The 19776-nt window shown below is 70.6% G+C and carries 10 protein-coding genes and 2 CRISPR repeat arrays; of the genes, 8 read left to right on the top strand and 2 right to left on the bottom strand.

Features of this window, described 5'->3' with window-relative positions:
- Positions 1 to 1959 precede the first annotated feature (1959 nt).
- Positions 1960 to 2769 (bottom strand): IS21-like element helper ATPase IstB, encoded by an 810-nt coding sequence (istB, locus tag O7632_RS31865; RefSeq protein WP_278119709.1) that lies wholly within the window; start codon positions 2767 to 2769, stop codon positions 1960 to 1962.
- Complete coding sequence (istA, locus tag O7632_RS31860; RefSeq protein ID WP_278120562.1) at positions 2766 to 4028, bottom strand: IS21 family transposase; 1263 nt, start codon at positions 4026 to 4028, stop codon at positions 2766 to 2768. Before istA ends, istB begins: the two co-directional genes overlap by 4 nt.
- Before the next feature lie 97 nt (positions 4029 to 4125).
- A CRISPR array of direct repeats spans positions 4126 to 8119; the repeat unit is 28 nt; unit sequence GGAAGACCCCCGCGCGGGCGGGGACGAC.
- A gap of 93 nt (positions 8120 to 8212) precedes the next feature.
- Here istA and O7632_RS31855 point away from each other — a divergent pair.
- From O7632_RS31855 to O7632_RS31820, 8 genes are all read left to right on the top strand, one after another.
- A protein-coding gene (locus O7632_RS31855) for an IS5 family transposase (RefSeq protein WP_278120564.1) occupies positions 8213 to 9036 on the top strand; the annotation gives its coding sequence in 2 pieces (ribosomal slippage) (positions 8213 to 8552 and positions 8552 to 9036; 825 coding nt in all).
- A gap of 234 nt (positions 9037 to 9270) precedes the next feature.
- Positions 9271 to 10107 (top strand): IS5 family transposase, encoded by an 837-nt coding sequence (locus tag O7632_RS31850; RefSeq protein WP_278119736.1) that lies wholly within the window; start codon positions 9271 to 9273, stop codon positions 10105 to 10107.
- 43 nt (positions 10108 to 10150) lie between these two features.
- Positions 10151 to 10969: direct repeats of the CRISPR family, unit length 28 nt; unit sequence GGAAGACCCCCGCGCGGGCGGGGACGAC.
- Positions 10970 to 11329: 360 nt separating this feature from the next.
- On the top strand, positions 11330 to 14143 hold the full coding sequence (cas3, locus tag O7632_RS31845) for a CRISPR-associated helicase Cas3' (RefSeq protein ID WP_278119734.1): 2814 nt from the start codon (positions 11330 to 11332) through the stop codon (positions 14141 to 14143).
- 603 nt (positions 14144 to 14746) lie between these two features.
- Positions 14747 to 16405, top strand: a complete 1659-nt coding sequence (gene casA / locus O7632_RS31840) for a type I-E CRISPR-associated protein Cse1/CasA (protein ID WP_278119732.1) — start codon at positions 14747 to 14749, stop codon at positions 16403 to 16405.
- Between the two features lies 1 nt (position 16406).
- The gene (gene casB / locus O7632_RS31835) at positions 16407 to 17063 is read left to right on the top strand and encodes a type I-E CRISPR-associated protein Cse2/CasB (protein ID WP_278119730.1); all 657 of its coding nucleotides are present in this window, start codon (positions 16407 to 16409) and stop codon (positions 17061 to 17063) included.
- Positions 17060 to 18211 (top strand): type I-E CRISPR-associated protein Cas7/Cse4/CasC, encoded by a 1152-nt coding sequence (cas7e, locus tag O7632_RS31830; protein ID WP_278119729.1) that lies wholly within the window; start codon positions 17060 to 17062, stop codon positions 18209 to 18211. Before casB ends, cas7e begins: the two co-directional genes overlap by 4 nt.
- The gene (cas5e, locus tag O7632_RS31825) at positions 18208 to 19038 is read left to right on the top strand and encodes a type I-E CRISPR-associated protein Cas5/CasD (RefSeq protein WP_278119727.1); all 831 of its coding nucleotides are present in this window, start codon (positions 18208 to 18210) and stop codon (positions 19036 to 19038) included. The genes cas7e and cas5e overlap by 4 nt, the downstream gene beginning before the upstream one ends.
- The gene (locus O7632_RS31820) at positions 19035 to 19775 is read left to right on the top strand and encodes a type I-E CRISPR-associated protein Cas6/Cse3/CasE (protein ID WP_278119726.1); all 741 of its coding nucleotides are present in this window, start codon (positions 19035 to 19037) and stop codon (positions 19773 to 19775) included. Before cas5e ends, O7632_RS31820 begins: the two co-directional genes overlap by 4 nt.
- Position 19776 lies beyond the last annotated feature (1 nt).

Genomic DNA, 19776 nt, shown 5'->3' with positions numbered 1-19776 from the left:
CGCACTCAGACGACGTCCGGAAGACCCCCGCGCGGGCGGGGACGACCGAGGCATGCGTTGAACTCCTCGTCCTTGCGGAGGAAGACCCCCGCGCGGGCGGGGACGACCGCACACCGGATCCGGGCGACGCTCACACTGCGGGAAGACCCCCGCGCGGGCGGGGACGACCTCGATCAGGACTGGCCACGGCTGCGCAACGAAGGAAGACCCCCGCGCGGGCGGGGACGACCGGGCGGGTGGCACCCGCTCTGACCTGCATGAAGGAAGACCCCCGCGGGGGCGGGGACGACGGCTACGGGCAGCGCCAGGCCGAACAAGAGGTGGGAAGACCCCCGCGCGGGCTGGGACGACCCGGTCCGGGCCGGCGTGGCGGTCGGATACTGCGGAAGACCCCCGCGCGGGCGGGGACGACCACCGGCATACCGGCCGGCAGCTCCTTGCAGGAGGAAGACCCCCGCGCGGGCGGGGACGACGTCCGCCGGTCGTGCCACAGCCGGTCGGCCTGGGGAAGACCCCCGCGCGGGCGGGGACGACCGGATCGACCTGTTGCCGTCCGTGCCACCGAAGGGAAGACCCCCGCACGGGCGGGGACGACGTCAGCGTCGACCGGGCCTCACCGCTGAGCGGCCGCGTCGGAAGACCCCGCGCGTGCGGGGACGACCTCGCCAACAAGGCCAGGGTGCCGCTGCACCACGGAAGACCCCCGCGCGGGCGGGGACGACTCGCCGGGGGCCGAAATCGCATTCTCGGCCCGCGGAAGACCCCCGCGCGGGCGGGGACGACCGACAGCCCGGCTCGAACGAGCAGGCCGGCCGCGGAAGACCCCCGCGCGGGCGGGGACGACGCGAGTGTGGCGGACGCCCGGAATGGTGAGGCGGGAAGACCCCCGCGCGGGCGGGGACGACGACAACGAGGACTGGGTGTACGCCGATGAGGGCGGAAGACCCCGCGCGGGCGGGGACGACTGGGTGCCGATCTGCAGGTGCACCCCGGTGGCCGGAAGACCCCGCGCGGGCGGGGACGACGGCGGCCGGCGGGGCCTCCTGCTGTTCGAGCTGGGAAGACCCCGCGCGGGCGGGGACGACGCCCGGCACGCCGCCGAAGCCCTGGACGCGGCGGGAAGACCCCCGCGCGGGCGGGACGACTTGCCGGTGGTCGACATCGACGACGAGACCGGGGGAAGACCCCCGCGCGGGCGGGGACGACCCGAGGCGACCGAACGGATCATGCCGGCACACAGGAAGACCCCCGCGCGGGCGGGGACGACGTGCCGGATGTCGGCGGTCATGCTGCGGCCTCCGGAAGACCCCCCGCGCGGGCGGGGACGACGTCGACCCCCAACAGCCTGGAAATGGACGCTGTAGGAAGACCCCCGCGCGGGCGGGGACGACCGCTTCGCGAGGGGGTTCGGGGTCAGCTCGCGCGGAAGACCCCCGCGCGGGCGGGGACGACCGTTCCTGGGCGGACAGTTCGTCCCGGTGGGCGGGAAGACCCCCGCGCGGGCGGGGACGACATCGAAGCCGCAGGCATCGCCGCCGCCGACTACGGAAGACCCCCGCGCGGGCGGGGACGACAGCACGTCGAACGGGCGCGGGAAGCTCGGGTGCGGAAGACCCCCGCGCGGGCGGGGACGACTCGTAGTCCGGCGACCGAACCACGTACCGCAGGGGAAGAACCCCGCGCGGGCGGGGACGACCTGTCGTTCGTCGTCATCACGATCGTCCGCAGCCGCGGAAGACCCCCGCGCGGGCGGGGACGACGGTCTCCTTAGGTTGGGCGGGTCGCTCACCCGCGGAAGACCCCCGCGCGGGCGGGGACGACGTAGATCTTCCCGCCGGCCAGCTCGGCGACCGGGGAAGACCCCCGCGCGGGCGGGGACGACCGGTCAATGACCTGTGTCAACGCTCCGGCAATCTGAACCCTGCATGAGTCTTCGAATTTTGACCCGTGGTTGGTCAGTCAGTCGCGGCTGGTGCGGTTTTCCTTGGCGAGGAGCTCGCGGCGTTGGCGGGTGCGGTAGGAGTCGCCGGTGAGGGTGAGGACCTCGGCGTGGTGGACGAGGCGGTCGATCATCGCGGCGGCCACGACGTCGTCGGAGAACGTCTCGCCCCAGCGGCCGAAGGGCAGGTTCGAGGTGACCATGACCGAGCCGACCTCGTAGCGTGAGGCGATCAGCTGGAAGAACAGGTTCGCGGCGTCCTGGTCGAACGGGATGTACCCGACCTCGTCGATGATGATCAGCCGGTAGCGGCGGATCTTCTTCAGCTCTGCTTCCAGACGGTTCTGTTGGTGGGCGGCGGCGATGCGGGCGATCCAGTTGCTGGCGGTGTCGAACAGGACCGAGTAGCCGGCCTGGCAGGCTTTGACGCCGAGTCCGATCGCCAGGTGTGTCTTGCCGAGTCCGGGTGGACCCAGCAGGATCACGTTCTCCGCCTTGGGGACGAACGTGCTGGTGGCCAGGTGGGCCAGGACGTCGCGGCGGAGCGACGGCAGGTGGTCGAGGTTGAAGTCTTCCAGGGTTTTGACCTGGGGGAAGTGGGCGGTGCGGACCCGCATCGTGGTGCCTTTGGACTCCCGGTCGGCGACCTGACGTTGCAGCAGGGCGGCCAGGTACTCCTCGTGGGACCAGTTCTGGTCCCGGGCCTGTTCGGCCAGTTCCTCCCAGACGGCGCCGATGGTGGGTGTCTTCAGCACTCTGGTCAGGTAGGAGATCATCGACGGCATCCCGTCCCTGGGTGTGCTGGTCCGTGGTGGCGTGGTGGTGGTCACTGGTGGCTCGCTTTCGTCGTGAGGTTGGTGAAGTCGACGCCGAACAGGGCGTCGTAGTCCGGTAGCGCCCGCAGCGCGACGGTGTGACCGTCGCTGTGGTGGCGCACGGACACCTGGCGGCGGTGGCGTTCCTCGGTGAAGGCCTGACGCAGGCGTTGCGCGGTGTCCTTGTGGACCGGGTCGGTGACGAGGCCGTGTCTGGCCCAGGACCGGTCGTGGTGGGCGACGGCCTGGCCGTCGCAGGACACCGTCACGGTGTCCAGTGAGGCGTTCACGTCGACGAGGCGGCCGATCGAGCGCGGGTCGACGGAGTAGTCGACGGTGTCGACGCGGACGTAGTAGTCACGTCCGAGCCGGACGCGGTTGGTCAGCCCGGTCGGGGGTTGCACCGGCGGCAGCGGGATCATCGACAGGTAGTCGGTGGCCAGCAGGTCCACCGGGCGGCCCTGGACCGAGCGGACGGTGCGGGCGTTGGCCCCGGCCAGCCAGTCGTCGAGCTGGGTGTTGAAATCGGCGGGTGAGGTGAACAGCCGGCCGGGCATGAACGAGGTCTCCAGGAATCCGTTGGTGCGTTCGACCATGCCTTTGAACTCCGGATCGCGGCGGGGAGCCAGCCGGATGCGCGTGGCCAGGGTTCCGGCGAACGCCGCCGCCGGCGCCGAGACCCGTCCGGTCCCGCCGATCGCGGATTCCCGGTCCCACACCAGGGTTTTCGGCACCCGCCGCAGCTGCGAGATCAGCCGCCACATCCCGGACAGGATGTCGCCGGCCTGCCGGGACGGGATCATCACGGCGGTCATGAACCGGGAGAACCCCAGGGTGATGACCAGCACCGGTAGCTTCGTGCGTGACTGGCCCGCCGCGACCGGGATCGCGGTGTCGGGAAACCACAGGTCGCACTGGGCGATCTCGCCCGGCTCGTAGACGGTCCGGTCGACCGGGTCCACACCGACGTACTCCGGCCGGATCACCGCCAGCCGTCTGCGTAACGGCGGCATCGAGTAGGGCCACTTGATCCGCTCGGCGATCACCGGCCCGGGCATCCGTGGCCACTCGGTCAGCAACGCCCTGATCCGTGGCTCGTAGGGGTCGACGACCGAGCCTCGTGGCTCACGTTCGTACTTCGGCGGCCGGTCGCTGGCCAACGCCGCCCGGACCGTGTTGCGGGCCACTCCCAGCCGGCGGGCGATCTCCCTGATGGGTACGCCCTCCGCACGATGCAACCGGCGTATTTCAGCCCAGTCCTCCACTTTCAGCACCCTCCTCACATACAGCAGGATGGGTCAGTTTTCGGAGACTCCTGGTGGGTCAGTTTTCAGGAAGCGACGACAGACCTGGTTGACCCGGTTCACTAGGGGAAGACCCCCGCGCGGGCGGGGACGACAACATCGCCAACGAAGCCGGTATCACCGACGCCGGAAGACCCCCGCGCGGGCGGGGACGACGGCAAGCCGGCTACCCAGACAGCCCGGCCACGAGGAAGACCCCCGCGCGGGCGGGGACGACGACAACGCGCCTGAGGCCGCTCGCGCGCTGAGCGGAAGACCCCCGCGCGGGCGGGGACGACGGGAACCACCATGATCCCCTCGACGATCCCGCCGGAAGACCCCCGCGCGGGCGGGGACGACGCCCCACCGGAGTAGAGCAGGTCCACGACCGGCGGAAGACCGCCGCGCGGGCGGGGACGACCGCAGCATCCAGTTCTCCCAGGTCCTGGCCCAGGGAAGACCCCCGCGCGTGCGGGGACGACTTCTGCAGTCCGCGAGCCGGTGGTCATTCATGAGGAAGACCCCCGCGCGGGCGGGGACGACCGTCGCCGCGATGCTCGACGCCATCGGGAACCCGGAAGACCCCCGCGCGGGCGGGGACGACCTCGGCGGCATGGTGATCGTCGGCTGGGCGCTGGGAAGACCCCCGCGCGGGCGGGGACGACGTCGGCATCCGGCAGGACATCACGTTCAAGGTGGGAAGACCCCCGCGCGGGCGGGGACGACCGACCCGGCAAGCAGATCAGGCATGCGTCTCCCGGAAGACCCCCGCGCGGGCGGGGACGACCTCGGCGGCATGGTGATCGTCGGCTGGGCGCTGGGAAGACCCCCGCGCGGGCGGGGACGACGTCGGCATCCGGCAGGACATCACGTTCAAGGTGGGAAGACCCCCGCGCGGGCGGGGACGACATCCGGTGCCCGATGGCGGCATGCCGATGCAGAGGAAGACCCCCGCGCGGGCGGGGACGACGTCCGGGACAGCCACACCGATCCGCTCGACTACGGAAGACCCCCGCGCGGGCGGGGACGACCTCGTAGAAGAACGCGACGGGGAACCTGGTCAGGGAAGACCCCCGCGCGGGCGGGGACGACATCGACCACCTGTCCGACGCGCACCTGGCCATGGGAAGACCCCCGCGCGGGCGGGGACGACGGGTCGGCGCTCTGATCATCGAGACCGCCCAATGGAAGACCCCCGCGCGGGCGGGGACGACCGCAAGACACCCAAGCTGGCCTCCCTCGGCGGCGGAAGACCCCCGCGCGGGCGGGGACGACCGATCAAGGTCCGCCGGACAGGGTGACGCACACGGAAGACCCCCGCGCGGGCGGGGACGACGTCGCTGGCACCGCGACAGAGGTGCAGGTGGCAGGAAGACCCCCGCGCGGGCGGGGACGACCCACACCGACGCCATACGGTCACCCCCCGGGGGGAAGACCCCCGCGCGGGCGGGGACGACGACGGCGCCGGCGGCGAACCCGGTCCCGAGGAGGGAAGACCCCCGCGCGGGCGGGGACGACCGGAATCGGTGATGTCATCGGGGTTGTCCGCCCGGAAGACCCCCGCGCGGGCGGGGACGACTCACCGGCTCCGGCAAAAGCGTCGTCACCCAGGGGAAGACCCCCGCGCGGGCGGGGACGAGGGTTCGTCCGGCCAGGCGACGGCGATGAGTGCGGGAAGACCCCCGCGCGGGCGGGGACGACCGGCGGGGCCATCCCACGAAATCCACTGAGGAGGGAAGACCCCCGCGCGGGCGGGGACGACGGGACCACGTCCGCACGTGCGTACGGTGCGGTGGGAAGACCCCCGCGCGGGCGGGGACGACCAATGCTGTTTGCACTGTCGTCGACAGCATCGTGGAAGACCCCCGCGCGGGCGGGGACGACACGTGCAGCTCGTCGATCACCGCGCCGTGCACGGGAAGACCCCCGCGCGGGCGGGGACGACCGGGCCGGGCTGCTGGTCGTGACGGACGTCGAGGGAAGACCCCCGCGCGGGCGGGGACGACCCGCACTCCGGGCACCACCCGGCCCGCCACCGGGGAAGACCCCCGCGCGGGCGGGGACGACTACCGGGCCGTCTCGCGCCGCCGCGCCTCGACCGGAAGACCCCCGCGCGGGCGGGGACGACTGCCGGATCACGGTGGCCAGCACGGCGGCCAGCGGAAGACCCCCGCGCGGGCGGGGACGACCAGTTCTCCGTACGCCCAGGCGTGTCGGCGTCCGGAAGACCCCCGCGCGGGCGGGGACGACTCCCCTTTGGCGGTAGCGTCCGCCCTGGCTGGCGGAAGACCCCCGCGCGGGCGGGGACGACGCCCTGGCCGCCCACGTCCTCGGCCTACCGAACGGAAGACCCCCGCGCGGGCGGGGACGACGGCGACGAGGATCGCGCCGACTTTGAGCATCATGGAAGACCCCCGCGCGGGCGGGGACGACACGGGCAAGGAGCTGGGCGGAGACCCGACGCTGGGAAGACCCCCGCGCGGGCGGGGACGACCCCTGGCTGACGTCGCTGATCTGCTCCTGCTCGGGAAGACCCCCGCGCGGGCGGGGACGACACCGTTCCATCCATGAGCGTCATGACGAATCGGGGAAGACCCCCGCGCGGGCGGGGACGACATCCCGAGCTCCTCCGGGTCGACGCCCAGCGCGGGAAGACCCCCGCGCGGGCGGGGACGACGGTTTTGCCCGTTCAGACAGCCTCAGAGCCGATGGAAGACCCCCGCGCGGGCGGGGACGACCGGCATACTCGCCAGCGCACCCGGGACGATCGGGGAAGACCCCCGCGCGGGCGGGGACGACTTCCAGAGCGGCGCGGAGACGCACTTCCACGGTGGAAGACCCCCGCGCGGGCGGGGACGACACGGGTGACATGGGTGAACGTCGCCGGCACCGGGGAAGACCCCCGCGCGGGCGGGGACGACGGCCACAGGTCGCCGGTCTCGATCCGAGAGACCGGAAGACCCCCGCGCGGGCGGGGACGACGCACTGGTCGCGGCCTCGGTCGATGGCCCGCTCGGAAGACCCCCGCGCGGGCGGGGACGACGTGATGCCGGTCTTGCCGACGCCGCCCTTGTTGGGAAGACCCCCGCGCGGGCGGGGACGACGTGTGCACGTCGGCGGACCCGCTCGCAGCGAGGGGAAGACCCCCGCGCGGGCGGGGACGACGCCACCGAAGCGCACGCGAGAGAGCGGCAGTCGGGAAGACCCCCGCGCGGGCGGGGACGACCGGATGGCGAACTGGGTGACCGTCAGCCCGACGGGAAGACCCCCCGCGCGGGCGGGGACGACTTGAGGGGCTCGGCCGTGCCTGCGGCCGGGCCCGGAAGACCCCCGCGCGGGCGGGGACGACGGTACCCACGCGCCGGCCGAGAGTGGCCACGGAGGAAGACCCCCGCGCGGGCGGGGACGACACGTCGTCCAGGCGGTGCCGCAGCCGGAGCACCGGAAGACCCCCGCGCGGGCGGGGACGACCGGTACAGGCCGGCGGGCAGCACGACGACAGCGGGAAGACCCCCCGCGCGGGCGGGGACGACTCGGTGAGCTGGGTCCCTCCGACGTCGACCACGGGAAGACCCCCGCGCGGGCGGGGACGACCAGGCCAGCGCGTACGCGTAGATGAGCGCCTGCGGAAGACCCCCGCGCGGGCGGGGACGACTCCAGCGAGGTGGAGGAGAAGGACGTCACGACGGGAAGACCCCCGCGCGGGCGGGGACGACAATTCGTTGCAGCGGGCGCACGACACCGCCAGGGGAAGACCCCCGCGCGGGCGGGGACGACGGTCACATCCACCCCGGCCAGCAGCTCGTCCACGGAAGACCCCCGCGCGGGCGGGGACGACACGACGTGGATCTCGGAGATGCCGTCGCTCGACGGAAGACCCCCGCGCGGGCGGGGACGACCCCTGGTCAACCGGCGGGTCCCGGCCAACTCCGGGAAGACCCCCGCGCGGGCGGGGACGACATCAGCGGCAGCATGGACGACCCTTGGGTCGAGGGAAGACCCCCGCGCGGGCGGGGACGACCGCCGAGATGGTGGTGGTGCCGGCTGAAACGCAGGAAGACCCCCGCGCGGGCGGGGACGACATGCATGACGTGCAAGCGGTGACACGCTCTAAGACCGTGTGTCGTTTGGGGTTGTTGAAGTTCAAGGTCATTCGTTGACGTGGTGTGGATGACGTGGAGAAGTACTGCCCCGACGCGTTGTGGCACCTCGCGCGGCCGTTGCTGCCGCCGCATCCGGAAAGACATCAGGGCGGCGGCCGGCGGCGAACCGATGACCGCGCCATGCTCGCGGCGATCCTGTACGTGTTGGAGTCCGGCTGCTCGTGGCGCAGTCTGCCCGCCTCGTTCCCGGTGCACTGGCGCACCGCGCACCGTCGGTTCGCCGAATGGGTCGAGGCCGGGGTGATGTCCGCCCTGCACCGGGCGACGCTCGATGTCCTCGGCGCGGCCGGGCGGATCGACTGGTCGAGGGTGAGTGTCGACAGCATGCACGTGCGCGCGGTGAAAAGGGGGACCTGACCGGGCCAAGCCCGGTGGACCGGGGCAAGCCCGGCTCCAAGATCCACGCCGTCGGTGACCGTGGCGGGTTGCCGCTGCACGTGGGCGTCTCCGCCGCGAACCTCAACGACCATCGGATGCTCGAGGACATGGTCGACGGCATCACGCCGGTGCGTCAACCGGTCGGCCGGCCGCGTAGACGACCGGGCAAACTGCACGGCGACAAGGGCTACGACTACCCCGAATGCCGCGACCTCCTGCGCGAACGCAACATCGTCGCGCGGATCGCCCGCAAGGGCATCGAGTCGTCGAAGCGGCTGGGCCGGCACCGCTACGTCATCGAACGCTGCCTCGAATGGATGACTCGGTTCCGGCGGCTGGTCCGCCGCTACGAACGCAAGGCTTCCCACTACCTCGGATTCCTCCACCTGGCATGCGCTCTGATCTGCTACCGCCGCGCCAACCGACTCAACCTGTTGACCAGCAACAACCCCTACTGACACACGGTCTAACTGGACGTTTGCTTCATCTTCGCGCCAGTAGCGGCCGATTCACATACCGGCCCCAGCAGCGCAAAATGCCCGACTAGACCCAGAAAGGCAGCATACCGGCAGCCGCATGCCCGCCCGGCTTCGCCGCATTTCACCCCGGGATCGTGTCTGATTCACTTTGATCCCCACATCGACGGACATGACGTCCGCCGCGTCGACGCCCAGACACCGTACGCCTACCGCATGACCGAACGGCGAGCCTATCCGTCCGACCTGTCCGACGCCCGCTGGGCCCTGATCGCACCCCGCCTGACCGCCTGGCGGCAGGCCCGCACCGACGCCGGCGTCAGCGGCCGCACCCCCACCCACGACCTGCGCGACATCTTCAACGCCATCCTCTACGTCAACCGCACCGGCATCGCATGGCGCTACCTGCCCCACGACTTCCCGCCCCACCGCACCGTCTACGGCTACTTCGCCGCCTGGAGCAAGGAAGGCATCTTCACCGAACTCAACTACCACCTCACCGGCCTCGTCCGCGACCACCACGGCCGCACCATCCAACCCACCGCATCCATCATGGACAGCCAAAGCGTCAAGACCTCCACCAACGTCCCACTGTCCACACAAGGCACCGACGCCGGAAAGAAGATCGTAGGCCGCAAACGCGGCATCATCACCGACACCCTCGGACTGCTCCTCGCCGTCATCGTCACCGCGGCCAGCGCCAGCGACAACGCCATCGGCGCAGACCTGCTCGACCAGGCCACCAGCGCCTACCCCACCCTGACCAAGACCTGGGCCGACGCCGGCTTCAAGAACCGCGTCGTCGAACACGGCGCCGCACTCGGCGTCGACGTCGAGATCGTCGCCAAGGACCCACAGGCCAAGGGCTTCAGCGTGGTGAAACGCCGATGGGTCGTCGAACGCACCCTCGGCTGGCTCATGCACCACCGCCGACTCGTACGCGACTACGAAGCCCGACCCGACAACTCCGCCAGCATGATCACCATCGCGGTGATCGACAACCTTGCCAAACGACTCACCGCCGAAACCACCCCAACCTGGCGATACGGCTAAACCCTCATAACCGACAAAATACGTGAATCAGACGTCCTCTAAGGGAAGACCCCCGCGCGGGCGGGGACGACAACGTGACCCCCGGGTCGGTCTCCTTCTCCAGCGGAAGACCCCCGCGCGGGCGGGGACGACCGGCGGTACTGACCGGTTGTTCCGGTCTATGTCGGAAGACCCCCGCGCGGGCGGGGACGACGTCACGTCCACGCACAACAGCTCTCCAAGAGAGGGAAGACCCCCGCGCGGGCGGGGACGACCCCGATCCAGTCCAGCCCAGTCAGTAACAGCAGGGAAGACCCCCGCGCGGGCGGGGACGACCAGACGTCACCGTCGCGTGCCCGGACGGCGGCCGGAAGACCCCCGCGCGGGCGGGGACGACGCGGCCGAATGCCCGACGAACATCGGTGACGGCGGAAGACCCCCGCGCGGGCGGGGACGACCGGAGACCCGGGAGCGGGTCATCGACAGCAAGGGGAAGACCCCCGCGCGGGCGGGGACGACACGACCGAGCAGGGCGCGGAGCTGAACGTCTGGAAGACCCCCGCGCGGGCGGGGACGACTGGAAGCCGCGCTCGTACTCGAAGTCGGACCAGGGAAGACCCCCGCGCGGGCGGGGACGACATCGCCGCCAGCACCGCGTCCGCCAGGTCCGAGGGAAGACCCCCGCGCGGGCGGGGACGACCCGCAGGTAGCAGGCTCGTCAACCCACCACCGGGGAAGACCCCCGCGCGGGCGGGGACGACCTGATTTCTAGCCGTCGACTAGCTGACCTACTGGGAAGACCCCCGCGCGGGCGGGGACGACGAGGACCCGCGCGGGAAGACCGTGCGGATGCGGGGAAGACCCCCGCGCGGGCGGGGACGACACTTGCTGACCTGCGACTCTATCGGTGGTCTTGGTGATTTTTGATCGGTTCGATCGTAGGCGGCGTGTGTGACATGACAGCTTCCGGTCGGCTTGGCTGAGGGTTATCTGTCTATCGCTGGAACCTACACGGCGAGCTTGCGAGTTGGTTTGTCGATGTGCTGCGGTCGGCCAGCGAAGGCGAGGTCTAATTCATATTCACCTAATCTTGTTCTCTGTGGTTCTCTCGGCCGTTCGGTGCGCTTGCCTCGGCGGTGAGGGTCGGTTGGTTGTCTGTTTGTCGTACCGGCGTGGTGATGGGTCGGCGCTGTCGGCCGTTGGTCGGTGCAAAGTGTCGGTGGCTGCGTCTACTGTCCGTTGCGTGTCGCGAGAGATCAGTCATCCTGCGTTCGGTGTCCTGTGGGGAAAGTCTAAAGCCGAGGGCAGCGTGAACCTGTTGCTGCAGCATCTGCTTGATGCGGCGGCGGTGGGTGAGTGTCTGTGGGACCGGTACCTCGCGCCGGCGGTGCGGGAAAGGATCGACGCGTGCGCGGGTGGGCGTGGGAGGGCGTTCTTCGCATGGCTGTGCGCGATTCATGATGTCGGGAAGGCGACTCCGGCGTTCCAGGACAAGGAACCAGGGTTGGCAAGTCTTGTTCAGGCGATGGGGCTGGTGTGGAGGCCGTTGAGTCCGGAGGCCAAGCGGTGGCATCACTCTTGTGCGGGTGCGGTGATCGTCGATCGGGTTCTCGGCGAAGTCGGATGGGATCCCGAGGCGGTGGCTCTTGTGTGGCCGATGGTCGCGGGCCACCACGGGCTGATCCCCGACGATTCGATCTTGACCAGTACCAGTTTGTCGCGCGACCGGGGACAGGGCGGCAGTGACTGGCATCCTGTCCAGGACGCGCTGGTGTATGCCGTGGCGGCGGCGTTGGATGTAGACCTTGCCGGTTGCGCCCCGGTGCGTCCGCTGAGCAGGTCGACCCAGCTCGCGGTCTCCGGGTTGGTGATCATGGCTGACTGGATCGCCAGTGGTCAGGGCTTTCCCGGTGTTTCTGACATCTCGCGGGTCTCGATCGGCTTGGCCCGGCGGCGGGCGGCGGACGCCATGGACAGGCTGCGGGTGCGGGGCGGCTGGTCGTCGCAGCCGTACCGTCGGGTGCCGGATCTGGTCTTCGACCGGTTCGGGCGTGTGTCGCGGCCGTCGCAGACAGCCGCGGTCGAGATCGCCGAACGGATGCCGGGACCGGGTCTGGTGATCATCGAGGCGCCGATGGGTGAGGGCAAGACGGAGGGCGCGTTGGCGGTCACGGAGGTTCTGGCTCGGCGGTTCGGCGCTGACGGGGTCTTCGTGGGGATGCCGACGCAGGCGACGTGCGATCCGATGTACACGCGGGTGCGCGGGTGGTCGAGCTCGATCGAGGAGGGTATTCCGGTCGGTCTGTTGCACGGTAAGCGCAGGTTCAACAAGGAATGGGCCGCGCTTCGTGGTCTCGCCTTCGGTGGTGTCGACGAGGACGGGCAGGACGAGTACGGATGTGACGACATCTTCGGCGTTGCCGGCAGCGGGCAGCGGGTCCCGGATGTGGTGGCTGCCGAGTGGTTCCTCGGCCCGAAGCGGGGCCTGCTGATGCCGTTGACGGTCGGCACGATCGATCAGTTGTTGCACGCCGCGACCCGCACCAAGCATGTGATGTTGCGTCACGCGGGTCTGGCTGGCCGTGTCGTGGTCCTGGACGAGGTCCACGCCTACGACGTGTACACCTCGCAGTTCCTGTTCGAGGCGTTGCGGTGGTTGGCGGGCGCGGGCGTGCCGACGGTGCTGTTGTCGGCGACACTGCCGGCGGGGACGCGGGCGGAGCTTGAGCAGGCGTGGGTGCAGGGCGCGTCGGGTCGGAAGCGGGTTTCCGTCGATGGTCCCGACCCCGGCGCGGGTTACCCGGTGATCCGCTCGGTTGTGGTCGTCGACGGCCGAACCGAGGTGGATGTGGCGGCGACCGCCCCGTGGCGGCCGTCCGTCGACGTGCGCGTCGAGGTCCTCGACGCGATTCCGGCTGATGACACGACCGCGGTGGTCGCGCTGCTGGCCGACCGGCTACGCGAGGGTGGTTGCGCGCTGGTCATCCGCAACACGGTCCGGAGGGCGCAGCAGACGTACCGGGCACTGGCGACGGTGTTCGGCGGCGATGTCCGGCTGCTGCACGCCCGGCTGACCGCCGGTGAGCGCGCGGACCGGACGGAAAGGGCACTGCGGGTGCTGGGCGCTCCCGACGACGATCGGGTCGAGCGGCCGCGGCGGTTGATCCTCGTTGCGACGCAGGTCGCCGAGCAGTCGTTCGACGTCGATGCCGACATTCTCGTCACCGACCTGGCCCCGATCGACTTGCTGCTGCAGCGCATCGGACGGGTCCACCGCCACGAACGGCCGGAGAATGCCCGACCCGAGTCGCTGCGCCGGCCGGCAGCGGTCGTGACCGGAGTGCGGACCAGGCCCGGCGAGGCGCCGGTCTTCCCCCGGGGCAGCGAACTGGTCTACGGCCGGTATCCGCTCCTGCGCGCGGCTGCCCTGACCATCGACGCGGCGGACGGCGCGGGATGGAGTGTCCCTGCCGATGTCCCTGATCTGGTTGACCGCGGTTACGGCGCCGACGAGCGTGTGCCCGATGCCTGGCGGTCGGCTGTGGAGGACGCGCGGGCGGAATGGACAGCCGCGGCCGGCGTACGTCGGTCCCGTGCCGAGCCGTTCCTCCTTGCCGGGCCCGGCAAGCTCGGACTGGCGAATCTTGCCGGACTGCATGACAAAGCCACCGGTGAACTGCCGGACGACGACGCGGTGGCGGCGGTCGTGCGCGACGGCCCGGAGTCGGCCGAAGTCGTCGTGATCCGCCGCACCGACGAGGGCTACCTGACTCTGGCCGGCCGCCGGCTGGGAGTCAACGGCGAGGCGGTCAGCGATCCGGATATCGCCAACGAGGTCATCGAGGCGACGCTGCGTCTTCCCGGCGACGAAGGCCTGACCGCCGCCGTCAAGGCCGAGCTCCGACCCCTCGCGGGCTGGGCCACCGACAGCTGGCTCCGACACGCTCGGGCACTGGTCCTCGACGCCGACAACCACGCCACCGTGTCAGGGCACGAGCTGACCTACGACCACGACCTAGGGCTGCTGTGGCAGCGGCCAGCGAGGGGCCGGCGATGAGGGAACCCCGCGCGGCGGGGACAACTGTCGGCCTCGGCCCTGCCGGTTGGACTACCCCGGGCTACCCCAGCGTGAGCTGGGCAGGTCGACCGTACCTGGTCATCGTCCGCCCACGTACGGCACGAACCACCCCGGCGTGTCGAAGCGGGCATGGCGTTTGGATTACCCCTTGGGCGCTACTCTGCATCCATGACATCACCCCGTCTTGCCATCGGGCTTCTGTGGTTGCTGGCTGGAGCGTTCGGCGCAGGAGCAGAACTGGTGGAGCCCTCGGAGCTGGCCAAGATGTCCGGCCGCACGCCGGAGGAAGTGGGCCTAGCTCTCGACGCAGTGGTTCGAGATCGTGTCGGCTACGTCCACGCGATCCTCGACCACGACGGCCACGTGCTGGCGATCACCGGGTGTCACGCCGGTCGGTCATCTTGCGATCCGTTCGTTCGGCGAAATCCCCTCCGCTCTGACCGCTCCGACGGAAGGAGCGGTCTCGCGGCACGGGTGGCGCCTGCTCACGGCGGTGGTTGTCGGGGCGGTCGTACGGGTGGTGGCTGAATATCTGCCCGTTCGCGATTGAGAAGTGACTGGGTGCCTACCACGAGGAGGACTGTGGAAGCGTCTTTTGATCTTGTCGATGAGGAGTGGATCCCTGTGGTTGACGGGGGTCGGTCGCGGGATGTGTCGTTGCGGTACGCGTTGACCCGCGGGCACGAGGTGGACGGGTTGGCGCTGGGTCATCCTCTGGAGATGGTCGCGGTGCTGCGGCAGGTGCTGCTGCCGGTGTATCTGCACGCGTGTGGCAGCCCGGTCGATGATCGGGAGTGGGGGCGGCGGTGGAAGGCCGGCTGTCTGGATCCCGACGGGGTGCTCGATCGCTATCTCGACGGGCATCGTGACAGGTTCGATCTGTTCGGGGGGCGTCCGTTCGCGCAGGTGGCGGGGTTGCGTACCGGCAAGGATGAGACGAAACCCGTGTCGTTGCTGCTCGCCGCCGCGGCGACGGGAAACAACGTGCCGTTGTTCGCCTCCAGGACGGAGGCGGACCCGCCGACGTTGGCGTGCGCCCAGGCCGCCCGGGCGGTGCTGGCGGCGCAGTGCTGGGACACGGCCGCGATCAAGTCAGGGGCGGCGGGTGACCCGCAGGTCAAGAGCGGAAAGACGACGGGTAATCCCACCGGCCCGGTGGGCGGTCTCGGGGTGGTCGTGCCCGCCGGGCGGAACGTGTTCGAGACGATCCTGCTGAACACGTTGATCCTGCCGCAGCCACAGGACGGCGACCGGCCGCAGTGGGCGGCCGGGGAGGCCGACAGCGGTGTCAACGATCCGTGGCCGGGTGGTCCGAGGTGGGCGCGGCGGCCGGTCAAGGGAATCCTTGACCTGCTGACGTGGCAGTCCCGCCGGATCCGGCTGATCCCGGAGGCCGTCGACGGGGTGACGGTGGTCCGTCGGGTCGTGATCACGGCAGGGGACCGGATCGACAGGCTGCCCGAGTACGAGCCGCACACGGCGTGGCGGCGGGTGGACAAGCCCAAGGCGGGTGAGCCGCCGAACCGGCCGATCCGGCACGTGTCCGGTCGGGCGGCGTGGCGGGGCATGGAGCCGTTGCTGGCGACCCGCCTCGACGCGGGGGCGTCGGTGACCAGCAGTGAGCTGCTTCGGCAGCTGAACGTGTTGCGGGCGCGGCGGGTCGTGGCGCGGAACATGCCGGTGCAGGTCGTCACCGTCGGTGTTGAGTACGGCAATCAGTCGGCGGTCATCGAGGACGTCATCGCTGACCGGATCGCGTTGCCGGTGGCCGCGCTGGATCCCGAGGGGCCGGCCCGCAAACTGTTGATGGATGTCGTGGCCGAGGCGGAGGCGTTGCGTAACGCCGGTAACCGGCTCGGGGACGACCTGCGTCAGGCGGTGGGTGCCGACAAGCTGCCGTGGGACAAGGGACAACGCATCGGCGACGCTCTCATCATCCAGTTCACGCCGCTGGTGTCCCGCATCCTCCAAGACCTGCAGCGCGACCCGGAGGATGTCGACCGCGTCCATCTGCGGTGGCGCACCGACGCGCTGCGGCTGGCGTTCGACGCGGCGGAGCCGGCGCTGGCGTCGGTGCCGCCGACGGCTTTCCGTGGGCGCGCCCGTAAGGACAAGGCGTCGGACGGCGCCCGCCGCGACGGTGGACCGGTCAACGCCAGCGCCGCGGAAGCGTGGTTCCGCGGCAGCGTCCGCAAGATCCTCAACCTTGAGCGTGAACCGACGATGACAGGAGCTGCCTGACGTGGCCGACAGCGAATCCAAGACCCGGCATTTCTGGGAACGGCAGGTCGACGGCGACGGAAAGCCGACCGAGGTGGCGGGTAGTGACCTTGCCGCGTTGAGGCGCGGCGCGGGCCGCGACGCCGGGGACGTCCCCGAGATGTGGCGGTTCTACACGACCTTGCAGCATGACGGTCGCCGGTTGCCGTGGCTAAAGGCCGAGCACGCCGCGTTGACCCTGTACGGGATCCACCAGCAGTCGAAGCACCGGCCGATGCACGTGGCCGGGATCGGTCTCGGCGCCGCGATGCGGGCGTTGAGGTCCAGCGGCAAGTACAGCGAGGAGGCCATCGACCGTCGGTTCACGGCTGCGGCCACGGCCACCAGCTTCGGTGAAGTCTGCCTGCATCTGCGTGGCCTGGTCACCCAGCTGCGTGGCATCGACCAGCCGGTGGACTACACCCGCCTGTACCAGGACCTGATCGCCTGGCAGGACCCGACACGGGTCGCGTCGGTGCGCCGCGTCTGGGGCCGCCAGTACTTCACCGCGCCGAAGAAGACCAGCGCATCCGACGACAACACCGTGAAGGGCTCCTCCGCCGGGAAACCCGGATCCCGCCCGCTTCCACGCCAACCGCATCTCAACCCCACCGCTATCACTGTTCAGGAGTCACTGTGAGCAACAAGCTGTTCGTCGACGTGCACGTCATCCAGACCGTTCCGCCGTCGTGCCTCAACCGCGATGACGCCGGCAGCCCGAAGCAGGCCGTCTACGGCGGCGCCCGCCGGGCCCGCGTGTCGTCACAGGCCTGGAAGCGCGCGACGCGCCTCGCGTTCCGAGAGGAACTCGCGATTCCGGCGGACCAGCTCGGCGTACGCACCAAGCGGATCTCCAGCCTGTTGGCCGACCGTCTCGCCACCCGTACCGGTATCGACGCCGACGCCGCCGGACGGCTGTCGACCGCCCTGCTGCAGGACCTGAAGGTCACCGACGGGAAGAACGCCGGGGAAACGGCGTACCTGCTGTTCTTCGGGCTCGCGCAACTCGACGCGATCGTCGACCTGGTCGCCGGACAGGCCGAGGAACTAGCCGGGATCGCCGCCGACGCGCTACCCAAGGCGGTGGCGGACCTGCCCGTGCGGGAAACCCTCACGGTCGGGCACCCGATCGACGTCGCGCTGTTCGGCCGGATGGTCGCAGACCTGTCCACGCTCAACGTCGACGCCGCCGCGCAGGTCGCCCACGCGCTGTCGACCCACGCCGCGGAGATCGAGTTCGACTACTACACCGCCGTCGACGACGCACCGGACCCGGAGCGGGAAGACGCCGGCGCGTCGATGATCGGCACGGTCGAGTTCACCTCCGCGACCCTCTACCGGTACGCCACCGTCGGCCTGCACACCCTGCGCGGCAACCTCGGCGGAGACGCCGACGCCGCCGCCGACGCGTTGAACGTGTTCATCCGGGCGTTCGCCAAGTCGATGCCGACCGGGCACCAGAACACCTTCGCCCACCGGACCTCACCCAGCCTGCTCTGCGTCACGGTCCGCCACGACCAGCCGGTGAACCTCGTCTCCGCCTTCGAAAAGCCCGTGTCCCGGCGAGACGGACTCGTCGCGGAGTCCGTCTCCAGACTCGCCACCGAACTCACCACCGTCAGCAACCGGTGGGGCTGCACCCCGTCGCTGATCGCCACCGCCTACGACAACCCCGACAACACACAAACCCTGCACGAGGCGTTCGGGCAGCCCCGCACCCTCGACGAGGTCGTCACCGCCGTCGACGCCGACGTCCGCGCCCGGCTGTCGGAGACGACGCCGCGATGAGCGAACCGTCCGACTTCTCCGGCTGGTGCCTGGTCCTCAGACTCGCCGGACCCCTGCAGTCCTGGGGCGGCCACAGCCAGTTCAACCGCCGAGACACCCGACCTGAGCCGACCAAGAGCGGCATCATCGGCCTGATCGCCGCCGCTCAGGGCAGACGGCGTCAGGACCCCATCGAGGACCTGCTGCGTCTGTCGTTCGGCATCCGCGTCGACCAGCCCGGCTCGACCCTGCGGGACTACCACACCGTCAGCGACCTGCGCGGCCGGCCGCTGCCGTCGGCAGCAGTCAACGCCAAAGGCGTCCAGAAAACCACGTCGCCGCAGAAGTGGACCCACGTCACCCACCGCTACTACCTGCAGGACGCTGTCTTCGTCGCCGCCGTCAGCGGCCCCCGCGACGTGCTGGAAAACCTACGCGACGCGCTGCGCAGCCCCGAGTTCCCGCTCTGCCTGGGCCGCCGCGCGTGCCCACCCACCCAGCCACTGATACTGCGGCCGTCACCGGACGACCCGTACGCGCTGTGGCCCGGCACCAGCCTGCTCGACGTCCTCACCCGGGTGCCCTGGGCGGCCGGTGACGCGTGGAAAGTCAGGCTCCGCCACCGCGCGTCCCGCACCATCCTGCCCGTGACCCTCGACGACCCGCACGGCGACGACGTCCGCGACGACGTCCCCACCAGCTTCGACCCCCACCACCGCGCCTTCACCTCCCGCCGCGTCCGCCAGGACTGGGTCGACCTCACCCCCGACGATCACACCCCGCCACCGGCCGACACCGACAACAACCACGACCACGACCCGTTCGCGCTACTGGGCGGTGACCTATGACCTACCTGTCCCGGATCTGGCTCAACCCCCTCCGGACCCGAACCCAGAGCTTCGTGCGCAACCGCCAGGCGCTGCACGCCGCGATCCTCGGCGGACTCAGCCGACAACCCGTCACCGAACGGGTCCTGTGGCGCCTGGAAACCGCCGACCGCCACCGCCTCGGCCTGCTCGTGCTCACCGCATCCCGACCGTCGTGGGAACACCTCATCGAACAAGCCGGCTGGCCGGCCTCCGACGACCCACAAGCCACGGTGAAGGCCTACCAGCCGCTACTCGACCAGATCACCCTCGGCCGACAGTTCGCCTTCCGGCTCCACGCCAACACCGTCGGCTCCACCAAAAAACCCGTGAAGCCATCCCAGACACAACAGGACAGGCTCGCCGCCGACCTCAAAGACGACAAGAAACCACGAGGCCTCCGGATGCCCCACCGCACCGCCGGCCACCAACTCACCTGGCTCCACGACCGCCTCGAACGGTGGGGCTTCCGCCCACTCACCGGCGACCACGGCCCCACCGCCAACCTCGTCGCCCGACAACGACTCAGCTTCAAAAAACGCGACGACGAACACACCCGCCACGTCACCCTGGAAACCGGCACCTTCGAAGGCCTCATCGAGATCATCGACCCACCGACGGCCCGCCGCAGCCTGCTCGACGGCGTCGGCCCCGGCAAGGCCTACGGACTCGGCCTGATCACCCTCGCACCACCACACCCCATCCACCGGGGAGCCTGAC

It is taken from the genome of Solwaraspora sp. WMMD406 (assembly GCF_029626025.1).
In the GTDB taxonomy this organism is placed as follows: domain Bacteria; phylum Actinomycetota; class Actinomycetes; order Mycobacteriales; family Micromonosporaceae; genus Micromonospora_E.
The sequence above is the reverse complement of the archived record's forward strand: the minus strand, read 5'-3'. Positions and strand labels throughout refer to the sequence as shown.

Bases quoted from the DNA above. Each gene is read 5' to 3' on its own strand.
- O7632_RS31820 (WP_278119726.1), top strand. From the start codon at position 19,035: ATGACCTACCTGTCCCGGATCTGGCTCAACCCCCTCCGGACCCGAACC.
- cas5e (WP_278119727.1), top strand. From the start codon at position 18,208: ATGAGCGAACCGTCCGACTTCTCCGGCTGGTGCCTGGTCCTCAGACTC.
- O7632_RS31850 (WP_278119736.1), top strand. From the start codon at position 9,271: ATGACCGAACGGCGAGCCTATCCGTCCGACCTGTCCGACGCCCGCTGG.